Raw genomic sequence first — 20,096 nt, forward strand, 5'->3', positions numbered from 1 at the left:
AATATATTAACTAATCGACTAAACCATTTTACAATGTCCACTGCTAAAGCTTGTGAGATAAACCATGAATGATAGGAAAATGACGCCAAAAGAATTAAAGGCAACCTGGGGTTTAGGAGCGGTATTCACATTACGTATGCTGGGCATGTTCATGGTATTACCCATACTAACGAGCTACGGACGCGAACTAAAAGATGCTAACGAATTATTACTTGGTCTAGCTATTGGGATTTATGGTATAAGTCAGGCTATCTGCCAAATCCCTTTTGGTCTAATGTCCGACCGATTTGGTCGTAAGCAATTAATTACCGCCGGCTTACTTATTTTTATTAGCGGTAGTGTGATCGCCGCAATAACTGATTCTATCTGGGGTATTATTATCGGCCGCGCTTTACAAGGCGCAGGCGCTATTTCTGCTGCCATTATGGCATTACTTTCCGATCTGACTAGCGAACAAAATAGAACCAAAGCGATGGCTTTTATGGGAATAAGCTTTGGCATCACTTTTGCTATTGCAATTGTTCTTGGCCCGATTATTACTCATGCTGTCGGTCTACATGGTCTGTTTTGGGGAATAAGCTTACTTGCCTTGGGTGGAATATTAATAACTCGTTTTGTTATACCTGATTGCCAATATCATATCGTTAATCGTGAAACGCATTTTATAAAAAATAGCGTACAAAGGGTTATTAATAATCGCCAACTACTTAAACTTAATTTTGGTATATTTTGTTTACATACCCTGCTGATGGCAAATTTTGTTGCTTTACCGTTAGTGCTTATTGATTCAGGTCTACAAACTAATCAACATTGGAAAATATATTTAATCACTTTGCTTATTGCTTTTATCACGGTTCTACCTTTTGTTATCTATGCTGAAAGGCAGCAGCGAATGAAACAAGTTTTCCTATTATGTATTAGTATCTTATTTATATCTGAATTAACATTTTGTTTTTCTAATCAACAGTTTTGGTTAATCGTGCTTGGTCTGCAACTATTTTTTATTGCATTTAATGTTATGGAGGCATTATTACCTTCACTTATCAGTAAAGAGGCGCCTGCCGGTTATAAAGGCACTGCAATGGGGCTCTATTCAACCAGTCAGTTTCTGGGCGTTGCGTTAGGTGGGATTTTAGGTGGATGGCTTTTTCACTTAAATGGCGCTTCCTGGGTTTTTATGGCCAGCTTAATACTTTGTAGCGGTTGGTTTTTTATTAGCTTAAATATGCATCAACCTACATATACCAGTAGTATCCGTTTAATTTTACCCCAACAGATCAAAGATTTTAATTTACTACACACCCAATTGATGAATCAACCGGGTGTGCGTGAAGTAATGCTCGATCTTAATGCGCTCAGCGCCTACATTAGAATAGATAAAAAAATGATTAGTCGGCAGCAGTTGGAAACTATCATTAATAACCAATAACCCACTACCTGCTGTAGAATATACAGCAGGCATAACAAATTTAGTCACGAAAATTAGTAAATTGAAAGGGTTGACCAAGTTCCGCCTCTCGCACTAATCCGATCACAGATTGTAAATCATTTCGTGACTTACCGGTTACTCGAACTTGTTCTCCCTGAATTTGCGCTTGAACCTTCAATTTACTCTCTTTGATTAATTTAATGATTTTTTTTGCCATTACCGAATCAATGCCCTGTAATAATGAAGCCTCAAGGCTATAAGTTTTGCCACTATGAACTATATCGTCAGGTATATTCAAAACGGCACCATCTATTCCACGTTTAGCTAATTTCTCGCGTAAAATATCTACCAATTGATTTACCTGAAAGTCGGACACACTTGTCACTTTAATGGATTCATTTTTTTCATTTAGTTCAAAACTGGCTTCAACATTGCGAAAATCCCAACGACTAGCCAATTCACGTTGCGCATTTTCAACAGCATTACTGACTTCATGCATGTCAATTTCAGAAACTATATCAAATGATGGCATATTTCATCACCTCCTAATTACACATAAAATAGCATAATACTACTTTTTATTATCAGCAAAAGCTCTATACTTGAAGTTAAATAACTCATCAAAAAGCATAATTGATTCAGTCAGATGGAAAACAATCGCGATCTTTGCCGATGGCACTGTCTGCAAGTTATAGCTGACAACATCATAAGTACAATTATTTATCCATTAATTAGACAGAGAGAAACTTAAATGTCACCAACTGTTCTCGTTTGCCTGGCGCACGGTAGCGAAGAAATCGAAGCTGTAACAGCAATTGATCTATTAACTAGAGCCGAAATCCCAGTGACAACCGCGAGTACCGCAGATAATGGCGAATTGGTATTAACATGCTCAAGGGGAGTAAAAATTGTTGCCGACACTCAGTTAGTCAAGATTATTGAACAAGATTTTGATGCCATCGTATTACCTGGTGGATTAAAAGGTGCAGAAGCGTTTCGTGATAATCCGCTGATCATTGAAAAAATTCGCCAATCCCATCATCAGGGTAACATCATTGCCGCCATTTGTGCCGTGCCAGCAATTGTATTAGAACACCATAATTTATTTCCCATTGGCAATATGACCGGTTATCCTGCTTTACAAAGTAAAATAGCCAGCCATAAACGCGTTGATTCTCGTGTCTACTATGATGAACGAGTAAAACTACTTACTAGTCAAGGACCTGCCACAGCTATTGATTTTTCACTTAAACTTATTGAGTTACTGGTTGGCAAAAAAAAGGCAGCTGAAGTTGCTGCGCAACTTGTGCCGCCGCCGGGTATTTATAACTATGCTAACTAACGGCAACATAGCGAAAATTATACATATTAACTGGCAACCATTTATCCTTAGGACGAAAAAAGTTAACTTATTATCATCAAGGCCGATACACTTTTACATTTTTAAAACCTTGTTCATGTAAATAAAGTGCTTGTAAGCGGCTCATAACACCGCGCTCACAATAGAGCAAATAAGGTTTTTGTGGCGGTAACTCACCAAATTGGCTATTCAGTTTATAAAATGGTAGTAACTTCACTTTAACACCGGTTAGCGCGAGTGGGTGAGCTTCCTGCTCATCAGGGGAACGAATATCCAAAATAATATCATCGACAGAAAATGTACTAACTACTTCTACTGCTGGCGTTTTATCTTGACCATCATTCATTATCTGACGAATATCAATATTTTGTGCTGTACTAACAACATGATCAAGCAGAGTAAAATCGAAATTAGCTTCCTGCGCTTCAATTTTGGTTTTTATTGCTTTCACTGTTGGTTTTTTCGAGATCACGCCACAAAATTCGGGCATGGTACGCGCAAAATCTGCCGTCCCTATCTCGCGAGCAATGTTAATAATATTTTCTTTATCATGAGAAATTAATGGCCGTAAAATCAAGGTATCGGTAACATTATCAATTAAACGTAGATTGGTTAATGTCTGGCTAGAAACTTGCCCTAACGCTTCTCCAGTTACTAACGCTTGAACTCCATAACGTTCAGCTATTGTCGATGCGGCACGTATAATCATCCTTTTCAGTACAACTCCCATCTGGCCATCATCAATCTTTGTAAGAATTTCGCTTACGATTGGCGCAAAATCTATCGCCACAAAACGCACTTTATGTGAACGACCAAAACGATGCCAAAGATGGTAAGCAACCTGCTTGACACCAATCTCATGGCTGGTGCCACCCAGATTAAAAAAGCAGTAATGAACTCGGCAACCACGCCGCATTAGCATGTAGCTAGACACCCCCGAATCAAAGCCACCGGATATCAACGATAAAACATCTTCTTGTGTACCGATAGGAAAGCCACCAATCCCTTGAATACGGGATTTAACCAGAATGACTTTATCGTTTTCAATTTCCAGATTCACAGTGATATCAGGCTGATTGAGTTTCACTTTGGCTGAAGAAATATGTTGATTTAATCCACCACCAACGTAACGTTCTACATCAATTGAAGTAAAATCTTGTTTACCCCGACGCTTAACACGCACACAAAAAGTTTTATCTGTTAGCAATTCAGCATAAGTTGCATAAGCTAACTCAAAAATATGGTGGAGATCACGGAATTGATATTCTTCAACTAACAGAATATGATGGATGCCAGGAATTCTTGTTAAGGCATCACAAATTTCATCATGATGTGTATTTTTTTTAGCGCGAACTTCGATATTATCCCAGTGGCGAACAACGGTAATTTCCGCATCTAATACCTTTAATATATTAAGGATATTGCTAGCCAAGATCTTAATAAAGCGCAACCGCACTGATTGGCTTTTAATGGTAATTTCAGGAAATAGTTTAATAATAAACTTCATAATTTTGTATAAAAGTCGGTTTTTATTTTTGCGAATAAACGCATATTATGCATATTTATTAGCAGAGCGTTTGATTTTAAGGTGGGAAGTATATCACTATATTGTGTTTTATCGCTAAAAAGAATAAATTGTATGCGTAAATGTAGTAAAATAAATCGCCTTACGCGCATATTCACCCGATATTAAGGCAAGTAAAACGATTATGGCTAAAAAGAAAATATCTGATAAACAAGATCCGCTATCTTTTGAAACTTCACTGATAGCGTTAGAGCAGATCGTCACACGCTTAGAGTCAGGCGAACTTCCGCTGGAAAAAGCATTAAGTGAATTTGAACAGGGGATTCAATTAGCCCGGCAAGGCCAGAAAGCGTTGCAACAGGCAGAACAACGCGTCCAAATTTTGTTACAAGACGATGACAATGCACAACTAGATAACTTTACGCCGGAAGATAAATAAATCATGTCTGAAATAGTGACACTTTCTTTTGCCGATCAACGCCAATGGGTACAAAATCGCGTCAACAAAACTCTGCTAAACCAATTCCAGCGTCTTCCGTTTAATCAGAGTCAACTTGTCGCGGCGATGAAATATGGCGCGTTACTTGGTGGAAAACGACTAAGACCTTTTTTAGTTTATGCTATAGGTGATATGTTAAATGTTGCCGTGGAAAATCTGGATGTACCTGCTGCCGCTGTTGAATGTATACATGCCTTTTCATTAATCCACGATGATTTACCCGCAATGGATAACGATAATCTACGTCGTGGCCAGCCTACCTGTCATATTTCCTTTGGTGAAGCCCATGCAATTTTAGCTGGTGATGCCCTGCAAACACTCGCCTTTGACATATTATCTCGTTCGGCTATGCCAGATGTTAGTGATACCTATCGCCTTGCGATGATAGCTGAGCTAGCTACTGCTACGGGAGCAGCAGGCATGTGTGGCGGCCAAGCGCTCGATATGGAATCAGAAGGTCAACAAATTGATTTCACAACATTGGAAACTATTCATCATCATAAAACGGGCGCTTTAATTCGTGCTGCCATCAGAATGAGTGCACTTACGGCTGGCAACCAAGGCAACAAATTACTACCATTATTAGATAATTATGCCAATGCAATTGGACTGCTATTCCAAGTCCATGATGACATCCTTGATGTTACCGGTGATACAGACATTTTAGGTAAAAATCAGGGATCAGATAAAAAACATAAAAAAAGCACCTATCCATCATTAATCGGTCTTGAACAAGCACAAAAAAAAGCGAACAATCTCTATGAACAAGCACTGGATACGCTTTATATGTTAGAACAACAGTATGGACTTAATACGGAAACCCTACAAAACTTAACGCACTTTATTATCGAACGAAAAAGCTAATTTCCTTGATTCAAAGACAGAACATTTTACCGATAATAAAAATACAAAATAATCTTTTGGCAGCCAACTACAGCGTCATTGGTATAAACAAAAAACAATTATTTAATGGGCAGACATGAGTATTGATATCGCTTCCTATCCAACTTTAGCATTAATAGAAACACCGGAAGAATTGCGACTTTTACCAAAAGAAAGTCTTGTTAAATTATGTGAAGAGTTGAGACAATTTTTATTAAATAGTGTTAGCCGTTCCAGTGGACATTTCGCTTCTGGCTTAGGTGCCATTGAACTGACTGTTGCTTTACACTATGTCTATAAAACCCCATTTGATAATCTTATCTGGGATGTTGGCCACCAGGCATATCCACATAAAATATTAACTGGCCGCCGCGACCGAATTGGTACAATACGACAAAAAAATGGCTTACATCCTTTCCCCTGGCGAGCAGAAAGTGAATATGACGTGCTTAGTGTCGGTCATTCCTCTACCTCAATCAGTGCTGGACTCGGCATGGCGGTAGCAGCTGAATATGAAAATAAAGATCGCAAAACAGTTTGTGTTATTGGTGATGGTGCCATTACAGCAGGTATGGCTTTTGAAGCAATGAACCATGCAGGTGATATTCATAAAGATATACTAGTGATCCTCAATGACAATGAAATGTCAATTTCAGAAAACGTTGGTGCATTAAATAATCATTTGGCACAACTGTTATCTGGCAATCTATATACTTGCTTACGTGAGGGTGGAAAAAAGGTATTTTCTAATATCCCATCAATTAAAGAATTGTTAAAGAAAACTGAAGAACATCTTAAGGGCATGGTAATTCCTAGTACTATGTTTGAAGAGTTGGGGTTTAACTACATTGGTCCAATTGATGGCCATGATGTACTTACATTAGTACAAACATTAAAAAATATGCGTGAATTAAAAGGCCCGCAGTTTTTACATATCATGACTAAAAAAGGCAAGGGTTATGAACCAGCCGAAAAAGATCCTATCAGCTGGCATGCCGTGCCTAAATTTGATCCAGCAACCTTTAGCCTACCCAAAAACAGTAATAAACAATTAACTTTTTCACAGATTTTTGGCGATTGGTTATGCCAAGAAGCTGCTGATGATCCTAAACTGATGGCAATCACGCCAGCCATGCGGGAAGGTTCGGGCATGGTTGAGTTTTCTAAAACCTATCCCAAACAATATTTTGATGTAGCAATTGCAGAACAACACGCTGTGACTTTTGCTGCTGGCCTTGCCATTGGAGGCTATAAACCTGTTGTCGCCATTTATTCAACTTTTTTACAGCGTGCGTATGATCAAGTGATCCATGATGTGGCCATTCAAAAGTTGCCTATCCTATTTGCTATCGATCGAGCCGGCATTGTTGGTGCCGACGGACAAACCCATCAAGGTGCCTTTGATCTATCATTCTTACGTTGTCTACCGGATATGGTAATTATGTCACCAAGTGATGAAAACGAATGCCGTCAAATGTTACATACGGGATATCACTACCAGGATGGTCCTGTTGCAGTTCGTTATCCTAGAGGAACGGGTTCTGGTGCCACGTTACAACCACTTGCAAAAATTCCAATTGGTAAAGGACTTGTTCGCCGTCAAGGAAAAAAAATTGCCATCCTCAACTTTGGAACTTTGCTTACTGAAGCAATAAAAGCAGCAGAATTACTTAATGCCACTGTGGTCGATATGCGGTTTGTAAAACCGTTAGACGAAACGTTGATACTGGAGATAGCTCAAACACATAAGCTATTAGTAACATTAGAAGAAAATGCAATTATGGGTGGAGCCGGTAGCGGCGTTAATGAATTTTTATTAAAAGCCCATCATATTATGCCCATCATTAATCTCGGTTTACCTGATCACTATATTCCACAAGGAAGTCAAGCAGAGATTCAGACTGAGCTAGGGCTTAATGCTGAAGGAATTATTAAATCTATTAACAACTATTACGCCAAATAGATAGGTTGAAAAATCAAAAGCGGCGGTTTACCGATCGCTTTTGATTTTCAGTAACTCACTGACATTATAATGCGGGTAACCAGTGCGCAAGGGCAGCCACGATAGCAATAGCAAAAATAGCCGCGATGATATCATCTAACATAATACCAAAGCCTCCACCTACTTGCCGATCAAACCAACCAATAGGCCAAGGTTTTAACATGTCAAAAAAGCGGAAAAGCACAAACGCGATCAATACCCATTGCCAATTAACTAATGGTATTGCCATGAGGGTCATCCACATGCCAATAAATTCATCCCACACAATACTACCGTGGTCGTGAACTTGCATATCATCGGATGTCCGTTGACAAATAACAATGCCAACAGCAAAACCCAATAAAATAATCAACCAACATAACCAAACCGGTAATAGCCAATACATTAGTAGCCAGAATGGAATAGCCGCTAATGAACCCATTGTGCCAGGAATAATGGGAGATAAACCACTACCAAATCCAGTTGCCAATAGATGCCAAGGATTTGACAAGTTTAAACGTGATTTGGCATCAGTCATAACAAGCCTCCTCGATAAAATGATCAAACCCGGCTAAATCAGGTGAGACCTCCTTATTGCCATGAAAATAACGGATACCTTCTGATTCTGGTGTGATCTGGCCGATACAATGAAAGTTTGCCCCAGTATGCGCTAGCGCTGATTCTAATGCACCCCGGTTTATCTCAGGCACGGTAAAGCACAGTTCATAATCTTCTCCACCGCTTAACGCCCAGGTTAACGCCTGTTCTGAGGTAACATGTCTGCGTAAGGCATCCGATAAAGGTAAAAAATCCAATTTAATTTTAGCGCCACGGCCACTAATTTTTAGAATATGGCCAAGATCAGAAATCAAGCCATCAGAAATATCTATCGCCGCAGAAGCAAGATGGCGTAAAGCCTGGCCTTGCAAAATACGCGGCTGTGGCCTTAAATGGCGCTGAATTAACCAATGACGATCTTTTGCATCTTCAACAACCAGCTGTGATTGCAAAATCGCAAGACCTGCGGCACTATCTCCCAATGTTCCGGTAACATAAATCCAATCACCATTACAGGCTCCTGACCGTGTTAGTGATTTCCCGATAGGAATCAAACCATGGGCAGTATAGGTTAAACTCATTGGCCCTCGGGTTGTATCTCCACCAATGAGCTGCATTTCATAGTAATTAAGCTGTTCAAATAGGCTAGAACTAAACCTTGCCAGCCAATCTTCATTGATTTGTGGCAATGTTAACGCCAGAGAAACCCATGCAGGATCTGCCCCCATAGCGGCTAAATCACTTAAATTAACCGCCAAAGATTTATAGGCCAAATCTTCTGGTGAAATACTATCAAGGAAATGGATGCCCGCAACTAGTGTATCGGTAGTAATCGCTAATTGCTGTTTTTCCGGTATAGTTATCAATGCACAATCATCACCAATACCGATATTAACGTCATGCCGATTTTGCTGTTGACGATTAAAGTAACGCGCGATGATATCAAATTCGCCACAAACCATAATAATATTCCAATATACTATGCTCCGATTGCTATAAGGCTAGCACACGACCTTATAATCAAAATGAACATCAGATTATTCGAAAAGCCTGAACACCGTTACTTCTTACGCACAGTAACAACAACTTTATCGAGCGCACCATTGATAAATTTGTGACTCTCCTCGGCACCAAAAACTTTTGCTAATTCAATCGCTTCATTAATAGCAACTTTATAAGGCACATCATTACGGTAACAGAGTTCAAACATCGCTAAACGTAAAACCGCTTTTTCTACCTGACCAAGCTCCTCAAGCTGACGAGAAAGATAAGGAGCCATTTTTTTATCGAGTTCCGACACATGCGTTGAAACGCCATTAAGTAGCTCACGAAAGTAAGTCACATCAACATTTGACATATCCTGTTCAGTTAAGAACTCCTCTTCAACATCAGCAATACTATTACCCGATAATTGCCACGAATAAATCGCCTGAACAGCACACTCACGCGCGCGATGACGAGCAGCAGGTTTCACAACATTCCCCTTAAATAAAATAGTTAGCCTTTAATGGCCTGAATTACATTAACCATTTCCAGCGCCGCTAATGCAGCATCAGCACCTTTATTCCCCGCTTTCGTACCTGCACGCTCGATGGCCTGCTCAATATCCTCAGTGGTTAATACCCCAAAGGCAACCGGAATATTACTTGTCATCGCGACATTCGAAAGTCCAGCACTACATTCACCGGCAACATAGTCAAAATGTGGAGTTGCACCACGTATGACACTAGCAAGAGCAACGACTGCATCATATTTTTTCGTTTCTACTAATGTTTTAATCGTCAATGGCAGTTCATAAGCACCAGGTACCCAAACAACCGTAATATTTTCTGTTGCAACTTGGCCAACACGCTCCAAGGTATCTATAGCGCCTTCGAGCAAGCTATTGTTGATAAAATGATTAAAACGTGCAATAGCTATTGCTATACGAGCTTTAGGCGCTGCTACCGTACCTTTTATTACCTTCATAGCGTTCCTTAAAATGCTAATTATTCTCTACATAAACGACAATTTTACCATATTCTTTTATATACTGCGCTGCTGAATTTAGCTAACTTTAAAACAGGTATTAGGAACGCTAAATTAAATCAATTAAAGGTTATATTACTTTAACAATATTACTATGCTTTATTAAGCTAACCAGCTAACGAAAATATGACATCACAATGGGCGCAAGGTTAAACGTAAATCAATGTCAATAAGTTCAATATTAATAAATTCAAACGCAGATGCATCTTTCAATTTTTGTAATTCTGGAATATTAATTAATCCTCTAGCGCTTTCACCTAAAATTTTAGGGGCCACATACACAATCAATTCATCAACTAATCCTAGTGTCAACAAGGTACCGGCAAGTGTTGGCCCACTTTCGACCCAAATTGAATTAATATTACGTTTAGCCAACTGCATCATCAGCAAAACTAAATCAATTCCTTTTCCGTAGGTTGGGATGGTTATTTGTTTGACATCACCAAACCAATTTTGCGCAATGGGATTCGAGCGAATAAGCCAACATTCACCCGCTGATTTTGTAACAAAATGTTCTGGTTTTACTTGATTATTGCGATCCAAAACAATCCTTATTGGTTGGCGCAGGCTTTCTTCCGGATAAATATTTTGTAGTTCAGGCGCGAAATCTTTCCAACGAACATTTAAAGCAGGATTATCAGCTAAAACAGTAGCACTGGTGGTTAAAATTGCGCTCGCCTGGGCTCTAAAACTTTGTACATCCTGACGAGCTGCTGGCGAAGTAATCCATTTGCTTTCACCTGATGCGAGGGCTGTTCGCCCATCAAGGGATGCAGCTAATTTAAGTTGAACATAGGGGAAACCCGTTCGCATCCTTTTTAAAAAGCCTTGATTTAACTGCTCAGCTTCATCAATTAGTAAACCGTGTATTACTTCGATACCAGCCTGCTGTAATTTTAGTAAACCCCGTCCTGCAACCTGAGGATTTGGATCTTGCATCGCCACAACAACACGCTGAATACCCGCACTGATTAACGCATCTGCACAAGGTGGCGTTTTACCATAATGGCTACAGGGCTCTAATGTGACATAAGCAGTTGCTCCGTTAGCTTTTTCACCCGCCATTTGTAAAGCATAAATTTCCGCATGCGCTTCACCTGTTTTACAATGAAAGCCTTCTCCCACTACTTCACCATCACGTACAATGACACAGCCTACATTTGGGTTAGGTGAGGTAGTAAATCGTCCCTGCTTGGCCAATGACAACGCACGGCTCATAAACTGCTTATCAAACGTGGTCATTTTTACTATTAATCCTGTAACTTAGCAATTTCTTCGCCAAATTCACGAATATCTTCAAAACTACGATAAACCGAAGCAAAGCGTATATAAGCCACTTTATCTAGCTTTTTCAATTCATCCATGACAATTTTCCCGATCATTTTTGCCGGAATTTCTCGCTCTCCAGTTGCGCGAAGTTGTGATTTTATATTGTTAATAGCTGTTTCCACATCATCAGAACTTACCGGGCGTTTTTCTAATGCTTTTTGCATACCTCGTCTAAGTTTGTGTTCATCAAATGACTCACGTACATCATCGCTTTTTACCACCCGCGGCATAACTAATTCAGCCACTTCAAAAGTCGTAAAACGCTCATGACATTCAAGACATTGTCGACGACGACGAACCTGCGAACCATCGCCAACCAGTCGTGAATCAATCACTTTGGTATCTACAGCGGTGCAAAATGGGCAATGCATAAAATTTCCTGATTTTAGGGTCCGGCTTTTCAGTTTAACTCAGCTATCAATGAAAAACACCCTGCTAGCGCAATCTAACAGGGTGCGAGTTAACAAAATTTACCTTTAAGGCAGCAGAGAATGTTGATCTGCTCCCTCTTTTTCCACTTTAGGAGGGATCAAATGCTCTCGTTTCATTCCCATCTTTAATGCTAGAGCAGAAGCAACATAAATCGAAGAAACTGTTCCAATCGTCACACCAATTAACATAACTAGAGAAAATCCTTTCAGTATTGAACCACCAAAAAGATAGAGCATTAGTACCACTAATAAAGAAGTTCCTGATGTAATAAGTGTTCGACTCAATGTTTGTGTTAATGAAACGTTCACTATTTCGTATGATGTACCACGACGGATCTTGCGGAAATTTTCGCGAATACGATCAGAAACAACGATGCTGTCATTTAAGGAATAACCAATAACCGACATTAATGAAGCAACAATGGTCATATCAACTTCAATCTGAAAAAGTGACACAATGCCCAATGTAATAACCACATCATGAGCTAATGATATTACCGCTCCGGCAGCTAGGCGCCATTCAAAACGGAAACCAACGTAAATCAAAATACAGATCAAAGCGGCTAAAAGTGCCATTGCTCCGGTTTGAGCTAATTCACTACCAACACTCGGCCCAACAAACTCGATACGCTTAATCGTTGCTTGTTCATCGACATCTTTGTTAATCACTGAAATAATAGACTTACCGATTTCTTGACCAGCCACACCTTCAGTAGGAGGCAACCGGATCATAATATCTCGACTGCTACCAAAATTTTGGATCAGTGGTTCCCGATAGCCATTATTCGCTAAACTAGCTCTAATTTTATCAAGATCTGCAGGTTGACTGAGATTAATTTCAATAACAGTCCCGCCGGTAAAATCTAATCCCCAGTTGAAACCTTTCAATGATATGACCGTAATGGAAAGAATAAACAAAGCAATTGAGATACCAAATGCTAAATAATCCCAACGCATAAAATCGATAACTTTACGGCCATGATTTAACTGTTCTACTGTGTAATCTTGCGCCACAACCACGCTCCTTAAATAGACAGCTTTTTAATACGTTTACCACCATACAATAAGTTCACGATAGCTCGTGTTCCAACAATGGCAGTAAACATGGAGGTGGCAATACCAATCGCCGTAGTAATGGCAAAGCCCTTAATCGAGCCGGTGCCTACCGCATACAAAATGGTTGCCGTGATCACAGTGGTTAAATTCGCGTCTAAAATACTGGAAAATGCCCCTTTATAACCTTCATGTATCGCTTGCTGTATAGAACGACCATTCTTTAGCTCTTCTTTAATCCGTTCATTAATCAATACATTAGCATCAACAGCAACAGCAAGCGTTAAAACAATACCAGCAATTCCCGGCATGGTTAAAGTGGCTCCCGGTAATAGCGACATAATCCCCATAATGAGGATCAAGTTTGCTAACAACGCGGAACTGGCAATCAGACCAAATTTGCGATAATAAATGATCATAAATAGCACAGAAGCTAACAAACCAGCTAATGATGCTTTCATGCCTTGCTCAATATTTTGCAAGCCTAATGTTGGCCCAATTGTGCGTTCTTCAACAATTTGAATAGGTGCGATCAATGCACCAGCGCGTAGTAATAAAGATAATTGACGAGCTTCCGTTGGATTACTGATACCGGTAATACGAAATTTGCTACCAAAGCGAGCAGAAATTCTGGCGACATTAATGACTTTCTCATCTTTTACCAAAATAGCACGACCATTGGCATCTTTTCGCCCGCTATCTTTATATTCAACAAATAAGGTTGCCATCAATTTGTCCTGATTATCACGCGTAAAATCAGACATAATAGAGCCACCAACACTATCCAGACCAATGCTTACCTGTGGGCTTCCCATTTCATCCAAATCTGATGTCGAATCAGTAATGTGATCGCCTGTCAAAATAACGCGTTTATAAAGAACGACCGGCTCACCATCACGCGTATATTTTATCTCAGAATCTCCCGGAATATGACCACGTTGAATAGCCGAACTGTCTATACCGACATTAACTAAGCGAAACTCCAGCGTTGCAGTTGCACCGAGAATCTCTTTTGCTCGCGCTGTATCTTGGATACCCGGTAATTCAACGACAATACGGGAAGCCCCCTGACGTTGTACTAATGGTTCGGCAACACCTAATTGGTTAACGCGGTTACGGATAATATTAATATTTTGTGATACTGCATAATTACGCGCTTCACGGATCCGCTCATCTGTCATTACTGCCGTTAATATATTGTTGTTACCGGTAGTAAAAACTAAATCGCGATAACGTGGTGTCAAATAAGATTCGGCTTGCGAGCGATCATTATCATCACGAAAGCGAATCTCAACGCCGTAATTATCTATTTTACGTATCGTTGAATAGGGGATCCCTTTTTCACGTAAATCACTACGCAGGCCATCCATATTCTGCTCTTGTAATTTACTCAATGCTGTTTCTATATCCACTTCCATTAAGAAGTGAACACCACCACGCAAATCTAACCCTAATTTCATGGGTTCACCGCCCAATGCCCTTAACCAATGAGGGGTAGCAGGTGCCAGATTTAATGCCACAATATACTGCTCGCCTAAACCGGCAACTAGGGTTTCGCGTGCATGCAGCTGAACATCTGGATTATCAAAACGAGCAAGAATTACACCATTTTCCAGTACAATTGATTTACTTTCGATTTTCTCTTTCTTTAAAATATTGCGAACCTGATCCATAGTCTGTTCATTGGCAGCGGTTCCCCGCACGCCAGTAATCTGAACAGCCGGATCTTCTCCATAAAGATTGGGAAGCGCATACAGCAGACCGATGAGTAACGCAGCGATCAGCATTAAATACTTCCACAAAGGATAACGATTTAGCACGGCAATTCCCTTCGGGAAAATCAGAAATTAGATAGACTTCATTGTACCTTTTGGTAGTACAGCAGCAACGAAATCACGTTTAATGGTTACTTCATTGGTGTCATTTAATGCGACAACAATATAACCTGTTTCAGATACTTTGGTGACACGGCCAATTAATCCACCAGTTGTTAGAACCTCATCACCTTTAGAAATAGAATCCATTAATTTTTTATGCTCTTTAGCTCGCTTCTGCTGTGGGCGTAAAATCATAAAATAAAAAATCAATCCGAAAACAACCAGCATGATGATCAAAGAGTATGGGTTTCCTTGCGTCTGACCATCAGCTGAAGCGACTGCATCAGAAATAAACAAATTCATCAAAATTTCCTCATTGTGATTAAAACTATATTTCTAACTCAAAAAATTAATCCAAACCAATAAATCCTACACTGATTTGATTCAATTAGCACGACTGAAATTATACTCTAATTTGATGAAATCGATTTATTGATTCGACGATAAAACTCTACCGCAAAAGCCTCAAATTCACCTTTCTCTATCGCTTGTCGAATTTCAGCCATTAGCCGTTGATAATAACTTAAATTGTGTAAGGTATTAAGCCTGGCACCAAGAATTTCATTACAGCGGTCAAGATGATGTAAATAAGCACGGCTATAGTTAGAGCAAGTATAGCAGTCACAATGGGCATCTAGTGGCGAAGTATCCGATTTATATTTAGCATTCCGGATTTTAATTACCCCTTCAGTAACAAATAAATGGCCATTTCGTGCATTACGGGTGGGCATTACACAATCAAACATATCAATACCGCGACGAACCCCTTCAATCAGATCCTCCGGTTTACCTACGCCCATTAAATAGCGTGGTTTATTCTGCGGAATTTGTGGGCAAACATGCTCTAAAATACGGTGCATATCCTCTTTCGGTTCTCCCACGGCTAAACCGCCTACCGCATAACCATCAAAACCAATCTCGATCAGGCCTTTTACTGATATATCACGTAAATCCGGGTAAACACTGCCCTGTATAATGCCAAAAAGCGCATTTCTATTAGCTAACTCATCAAACCGTTGACGACTACGTTTTGCCCAACGAAGGGACATCTCCATCGACTTTTTAGCATACTCCCAATCTGCTGGATAAGGCGTACATTCATCAAAAATCATGACAATATCCGAACCCAGATCGTACTGAATTTCCATTGATTTTTCAGGACTAAGGAAAATTCTTTCACCATTGATTGGATGACGAAAATCGACGCCCTCTTCTTTAATTTTACGCATGGCACCAAGGCTAAAAACCTGAAATCCACCTGAGTCAGTCAAAATGGGTCCTTGCCATTGCATAAAATCATGCAAATCGCCATGTAATTTCATTATCTCTTGCCCGGGGCGCAACCATAAATGGAAAGTATTGCCTAACAGAATTTGTGCTCCGGTCTGTTTAACTTCTTCCGGCGTCATACCCTTAACTGTGCCATAAGTACCAACCGGCATAAAAGCAGGCGTTTCTACTATGCCACGCTCAAAAATCAAACGACCTCGGCGAGCTTGGCCATCTTGGGTTTGTAATTCATATTTCACTTTGCCTCTCCAACATCAGAAAAACAGTCCAATGTGTTATTTATCAATTTAGTTAACTAAATTGATGATGTTAATTATAGGTTAATAACTAGTCAGCCACTTATTCACTCACTGCCTTAGGATTATGCGTGATAAACATGGCATCACCATAACTAAAAAAGCGATACTTCTCTGCGATTGCTTTTTTGTAGGCATTCATCGTATTTTGATAACCAGCAAAAGCAGATACCAACATAATTAATGTAGATTCAGGTAAATGGAAATTAGTAATTAATGCATCGACAATTTGAAAATGAAAGCCTGGATAAATAAAAATTCGAGTATCATCAAAGAAGGGAGCAATAATTGCTTCCTTACACGCGCAAGCCGCGCTTTCTAAAGATCGAATTGAAGTTGTGCCAACCGCAATAACCCGTTTACCCCTCGCTTTACACGCCAATATTGCATCAACAACCTCTTGCGATACTTCAACATACTCTGCATGCATGGTATGTTCAGCAACATTTTCCACCCGAACAGGTTGAAATGTCCCAGCACCTACATGCAGTGTCACAAACGCCATTGCGACTCCTTTTTGCCGCAGCGCCGCGAGTAATGATTGATCAAAATGTAATCCTGCCGTGGGCGCAGCAACTGCACCAGGTCGTTGGCCATAAACCGTTTGATAAAGTGTTCTATCAATCTCTTCATCAGGACGAGCAATGTAGGGAGGTAATGGTATATGGCCAATATCATTTAAGATAGCTAGCACATCTCGCTTATCCTGAAAACCAATTTCAAATAGCGTATCGTGTCTTGCCAACATAATGGCTTTGACACTTTCATCATCACCTAATAATAATTCAGCGCCAACCTTGGGTGCTTTAGAAGCACGAACATGTGCCAAAACTCGGTGGGGATCTAACATGCGCTCAATTAGTACTTCAATTTTGCCACCAGAGATTTTACGGCCATAAAGACGCGCCGGTATAACCTGCGTATTATTGAAAACTAGCAGATCCCCGGATTCTAATTTATCAACAATATCAGTAAAAATACCATGAGCCAGTTCACCAGTTGAACCGTCTAAAGAAAGTAGCCGGCAATGACTACGTTTGGCTAAGGGATAATGGGCTATTAACTCATCAGGTAATTTAAAAGCAAAATCAGAGACACGCATTTCTTTATACTATTTGATCAAAACAAGCGCACTAGTCTAGTGCGACGATAAAGACAGTGCAACAAATAAGCATCACGAAAACTAAAAAATTCACTTATAATGACACTATGAATTTTCTTGCACACTTGCATTTAGCTCAAAAAGCTCAAAGTTCCTTATTAGGAAATTTAATGGCGGATTTCGTTCGCGGTAATCCTGATGGTTTGTATTCACCGGATGTTGTGGCCGGGATTACAATGCATCGTCAGGTTGATAAATTTACCGATCAACACCCCATTGTGATTAATGCGAAGCAACTTTTTCGGCCACCATACCGTCGAGTCGCCGCAATTACTCTCGATTTAGTTTGGGATCATTTTCTCGCTTTATACTGGGATCAAATCGAACCAAAACAAACGCTACCCCAATTTGTTCATTATGCGCGCCAGCAAATTGAGCCGAACTTATATTATACTCCTGAGAAATTTCAAGAATTAAATGAGTATTTATGGTCACAAAACTGGCTGATTCGTTATGCAGAGCCTGAATACATGAGTGATGTATTAAACAGCATGGCGCGCAGACGGCCTAAACTGGTTAATTTAATCGGTTCCTTTGATGACTTTATTCTGCATTACTCTCGTTTTTCTAGTTTCTTTTGGCAATTTTATCCAGAAATGATCACCTTTGCCAAAACTCAAACAGCAAAAACAACGTTATTAAATGAAAACAAATAAACCCTAGCTGATTAAAGACTAGGGTTTGTCACTATTAAATTATACCCTTCCGGCATCTCACTACTATATATCAGTGTTGTTTAGTGTTAATACGATCATATAATGCAAACAAAACTAAAACAATTAATGATGGTACCAGCCAGGCTAAATCATGATCATAAAGTGGTAATTTCTTTGCAATAGCAGGAATGAATGTTTGCAAAAGCGCTGAAGATTTCAGCGCACCTAACAAACCAAATAGTAGACTTACCAGCATGGTTGGCGCAACCACCCTGGATGCACATTTCCACCATTTCAAAGTAAAGCTCATCATAATCAATACAATACAAGGTGGGTAAATCGCGATTAATACTGGAATGGAAAATTCAATCAGTTTACTTAATCCTAAATTCGAGATCACCATAGAAAAGATACCAAGTATCCAAACTAATGTACGATAAGAAATCGGTACATAAAGCGCAAAAAATTCAGCACAAGCACAAGTGAGTCCAACTGCCGTTACCATACAAGCAACAAAAATCAGTACCCCTAAGAAAAAACTACCATAATTACCGAAAGTATGTTGCACATAGACATGCAAAATATCAGCGCCATTGCTGGCATTAGGCAATAACGAGCCGCTATTCTCACCCAGTTTAAACAGTGAAACATAAACCAACGTTAATAGCACGCCGGCAATTAATCCAGCCCACATGGTATAACGGGTTAGAAGAGCAGAATTTTCAACGCCTCGTGAGCGAGCAGCATTAACAATAACAATGCCAAAAACCATGGCACCTAGGGTATCCATAGTTAGATAACCATTAATAAAACCATTAGAAAAAGCCATTTCTTTGTAGGATGGCGTTGACATAATAGGTTCACCTGCTGGCCAAAGTAACGCAGCAATGCCCAAAATAGCAAGTGCAATCATTTTTATTGGCGCTAAGATATGTCCTACGCTATCGAGCAATCGTCCTGGATAAAGTGAAATAGTTATCACAATAGCAAAATAAATTAGGCTATAAATAAACAATGAAAGCGATGAAACTCCTCCAACTAATGGGGCAATTCCGACTTCATAAGAAACTGTTGCGGTACGAGGTGTCGCAAATAATGGCCCGACCGATAAATAGGCGACAATAGCTAACAATAACCCAGCAGATTTACCAATCGGCGCACTGAGTTGTTCGATGCCGCCACCTACTTTTGCTAGCGCGATAACAGCAATAACAGGCAAACCAACACCTGTTAGCAGGAATCCGGCTGCCGCTATCCATACTTGCTCACCAGCTTGCAATCCAACCATAGGAGGAAAAATAATATTTCCTGCTCCTACAAATAACGCAAAGGTCATAAACCCTAACGCTAAAATATCTCTCGATGTTAAACGATATGCCATAATTGTTGTTAATTTGTTGTTATTTATCATCCAGCTTAAGTAGAACTAAAACCTAAACCACTTTTTATTTATTGACGGTAATCGCTGCTAATTTTTAATCAGTAAAATATCTATTTAATTAATCTGATAAATTTGATAAAAACAGAAAAATACGCCAATAACAGACTACAAGTAAAACTTTTATAATGATAAAAGGCAATAGTAAAACGAAAAAGCAGAATAAAAATCTGAAATAAATTTTTTATTTAGTGATTGGTTTTAGTGTTTACTCAATATACGTTATATGATTTGTACAAAATTCAATCAATACTGACATCTAATCATGCAATGCATTATTTGACTAAATTTTTTTAACCCAA

20 protein-coding genes are annotated in these 20,096 nt (G+C 39.5%); 6 read left to right on the forward strand and 14 right to left on the reverse strand.

Annotation, left to right across the window (positions count from 1 at the left end):
* Positions 1 to 64: 64 nt before the first annotated feature.
* Positions 65 to 1,429: an MFS transporter gene (locus ArsFIN_RS16170; RefSeq protein ID WP_026821465.1), complete on the forward strand. Its 1,365-nt coding sequence runs from the start codon at positions 65 to 67 to the stop codon at positions 1,427 to 1,429.
* Positions 1,430 to 1,469: 40 nt separating this feature from the next.
* Here the strand turns inward: ArsFIN_RS16170 and ArsFIN_RS16175 are convergent, their stop codons facing one another.
* Positions 1,470 to 1,961, reverse strand: a complete 492-nt coding sequence (locus tag ArsFIN_RS16175) for a YajQ family cyclic di-GMP-binding protein (RefSeq protein ID WP_026821464.1) — start codon at positions 1,959 to 1,961, stop codon at positions 1,470 to 1,472.
* A gap of 219 nt (positions 1,962 to 2,180) precedes the next feature.
* Here ArsFIN_RS16175 and yajL point away from each other — a divergent pair, with 219 nt between their 5' ends.
* A complete protein-coding gene (gene yajL, locus ArsFIN_RS16180) occupies positions 2,181 to 2,771 on the forward strand; it encodes a protein deglycase YajL (RefSeq protein ID WP_026821463.1) in 591 nt (196 codons plus the stop codon).
* A 76-nt stretch (positions 2,772 to 2,847) separates the two neighbouring features.
* Here yajL and thiI read toward each other — a convergent pair whose 3' ends face one another.
* Entirely contained in the window at positions 2,848 to 4,296 is a 1,449-nt protein-coding gene (gene thiI / locus ArsFIN_RS16185) for a tRNA uracil 4-sulfurtransferase ThiI (protein ID WP_026821462.1), read from the reverse strand.
* A 202-nt stretch (positions 4,297 to 4,498) separates the two neighbouring features.
* Between thiI and xseB the strand changes: the two genes are divergently transcribed.
* From xseB to dxs, 3 genes are all read left to right on the forward strand, one after another.
* Positions 4,499 to 4,753, forward strand: a complete 255-nt coding sequence (gene xseB / locus ArsFIN_RS16190) for an exodeoxyribonuclease VII small subunit (RefSeq protein ID WP_026821461.1) — start codon at positions 4,499 to 4,501, stop codon at positions 4,751 to 4,753.
* A 3-nt stretch (positions 4,754 to 4,756) separates the two neighbouring features.
* Complete coding sequence (ispA, locus tag ArsFIN_RS16195; RefSeq protein WP_026821460.1) at positions 4,757 to 5,677, forward strand: (2E,6E)-farnesyl diphosphate synthase; 921 nt, start codon at positions 4,757 to 4,759, stop codon at positions 5,675 to 5,677.
* Between the two features lie 115 nt (positions 5,678 to 5,792).
* Positions 5,793 to 7,658, forward strand: coding sequence for a 1-deoxy-D-xylulose-5-phosphate synthase (gene dxs / locus ArsFIN_RS16200; RefSeq protein WP_026821459.1), 1,866 nt, complete (start codon positions 5,793 to 5,795; stop codon positions 7,656 to 7,658).
* 64 nt (positions 7,659 to 7,722) lie between these two features.
* Here dxs and pgpA read toward each other — a convergent pair whose 3' ends face one another.
* The 11 genes from pgpA to queA all read right to left on the reverse strand — a co-directional run bounded on the left by pgpA (position 7,723) and on the right by queA (position 17,640).
* Complete coding sequence (pgpA, locus tag ArsFIN_RS16205; RefSeq protein WP_026821458.1) at positions 7,723 to 8,214, reverse strand: phosphatidylglycerophosphatase A; 492 nt, start codon at positions 8,212 to 8,214, stop codon at positions 7,723 to 7,725.
* On the reverse strand, positions 8,207 to 9,196 hold the full coding sequence (gene thiL, locus ArsFIN_RS16210; RefSeq protein WP_026821457.1) for a thiamine-phosphate kinase: 990 nt from the start codon (positions 9,194 to 9,196) through the stop codon (positions 8,207 to 8,209). The genes pgpA and thiL overlap by 8 nt, the downstream gene beginning before the upstream one ends.
* A gap of 98 nt (positions 9,197 to 9,294) precedes the next feature.
* Positions 9,295 to 9,708, reverse strand: coding sequence for a transcription antitermination factor NusB (gene nusB, locus ArsFIN_RS16215; protein ID WP_026821456.1), 414 nt, complete (start codon positions 9,706 to 9,708; stop codon positions 9,295 to 9,297).
* A 23-nt stretch (positions 9,709 to 9,731) separates the two neighbouring features.
* The gene (ribH, locus tag ArsFIN_RS16220) at positions 9,732 to 10,202 is read right to left on the reverse strand and encodes a 6,7-dimethyl-8-ribityllumazine synthase (protein WP_026821455.1); all 471 of its coding nucleotides are present in this window, start codon (positions 10,200 to 10,202) and stop codon (positions 9,732 to 9,734) included.
* A gap of 192 nt (positions 10,203 to 10,394) precedes the next feature.
* Positions 10,395 to 11,504 (reverse strand): bifunctional diaminohydroxyphosphoribosylaminopyrimidine deaminase/5-amino-6-(5-phosphoribosylamino)uracil reductase RibD, encoded by a 1,110-nt coding sequence (ribD, locus tag ArsFIN_RS16225; RefSeq protein ID WP_026821454.1) that lies wholly within the window; start codon positions 11,502 to 11,504, stop codon positions 10,395 to 10,397.
* A gap of 8 nt (positions 11,505 to 11,512) precedes the next feature.
* On the reverse strand, positions 11,513 to 11,962 hold the full coding sequence (nrdR, locus tag ArsFIN_RS16230) for a transcriptional regulator NrdR (RefSeq protein ID WP_026821453.1): 450 nt from the start codon (positions 11,960 to 11,962) through the stop codon (positions 11,513 to 11,515).
* Between the two features lie 105 nt (positions 11,963 to 12,067).
* On the reverse strand, positions 12,068 to 13,036 hold the full coding sequence (secF, locus tag ArsFIN_RS16235) for a protein translocase subunit SecF (protein WP_026821452.1): 969 nt from the start codon (positions 13,034 to 13,036) through the stop codon (positions 12,068 to 12,070).
* An 11-nt stretch (positions 13,037 to 13,047) separates the two neighbouring features.
* A complete protein-coding gene (secD, locus tag ArsFIN_RS16240) occupies positions 13,048 to 14,895 on the reverse strand; it encodes a protein translocase subunit SecD (RefSeq protein WP_026821451.1) in 1,848 nt (615 codons plus the stop codon).
* A gap of 27 nt (positions 14,896 to 14,922) precedes the next feature.
* Positions 14,923 to 15,255, reverse strand: a complete 333-nt coding sequence (gene yajC, locus ArsFIN_RS16245; protein ID WP_026821450.1) for a preprotein translocase subunit YajC — start codon at positions 15,253 to 15,255, stop codon at positions 14,923 to 14,925.
* A 107-nt stretch (positions 15,256 to 15,362) separates the two neighbouring features.
* Positions 15,363 to 16,481, reverse strand: coding sequence for a tRNA guanosine(34) transglycosylase Tgt (gene tgt, locus ArsFIN_RS16250; protein ID WP_026821449.1), 1,119 nt, complete (start codon positions 16,479 to 16,481; stop codon positions 15,363 to 15,365).
* A gap of 100 nt (positions 16,482 to 16,581) precedes the next feature.
* Positions 16,582 to 17,640 carry a tRNA preQ1(34) S-adenosylmethionine ribosyltransferase-isomerase QueA gene (queA, locus tag ArsFIN_RS16255; protein ID WP_026821448.1) on the reverse strand — a complete coding sequence of 353 codons (1,059 nt, stop codon included), beginning with the start codon at positions 17,638 to 17,640 and terminating at the stop codon, positions 16,582 to 16,584.
* A 107-nt stretch (positions 17,641 to 17,747) separates the two neighbouring features.
* On the opposite strand from queA, the gene ArsFIN_RS16260 reads away from it, so the two are divergent.
* Positions 17,748 to 18,356 carry an acyl carrier protein phosphodiesterase gene (locus ArsFIN_RS16260; protein ID WP_026821447.1) on the forward strand — a complete coding sequence of 203 codons (609 nt, stop codon included), beginning with the start codon at positions 17,748 to 17,750 and terminating at the stop codon, positions 18,354 to 18,356.
* Positions 18,357 to 18,426: 70 nt separating this feature from the next.
* Here ArsFIN_RS16260 and brnQ read toward each other — a convergent pair whose 3' ends face one another.
* Positions 18,427 to 19,737 (reverse strand): branched-chain amino acid transport system II carrier protein, encoded by a 1,311-nt coding sequence (gene brnQ / locus ArsFIN_RS16265; RefSeq protein ID WP_026821446.1) that lies wholly within the window; start codon positions 19,735 to 19,737, stop codon positions 18,427 to 18,429.
* Between the last annotated feature and the right edge of the window lie 359 nt (positions 19,738 to 20,096).

The organism is Arsenophonus nasoniae, from assembly GCF_004768525.1.
In the GTDB taxonomy this organism is placed as follows: Bacteria; Pseudomonadota; Gammaproteobacteria; order Enterobacterales; family Enterobacteriaceae; genus Arsenophonus; species Arsenophonus nasoniae.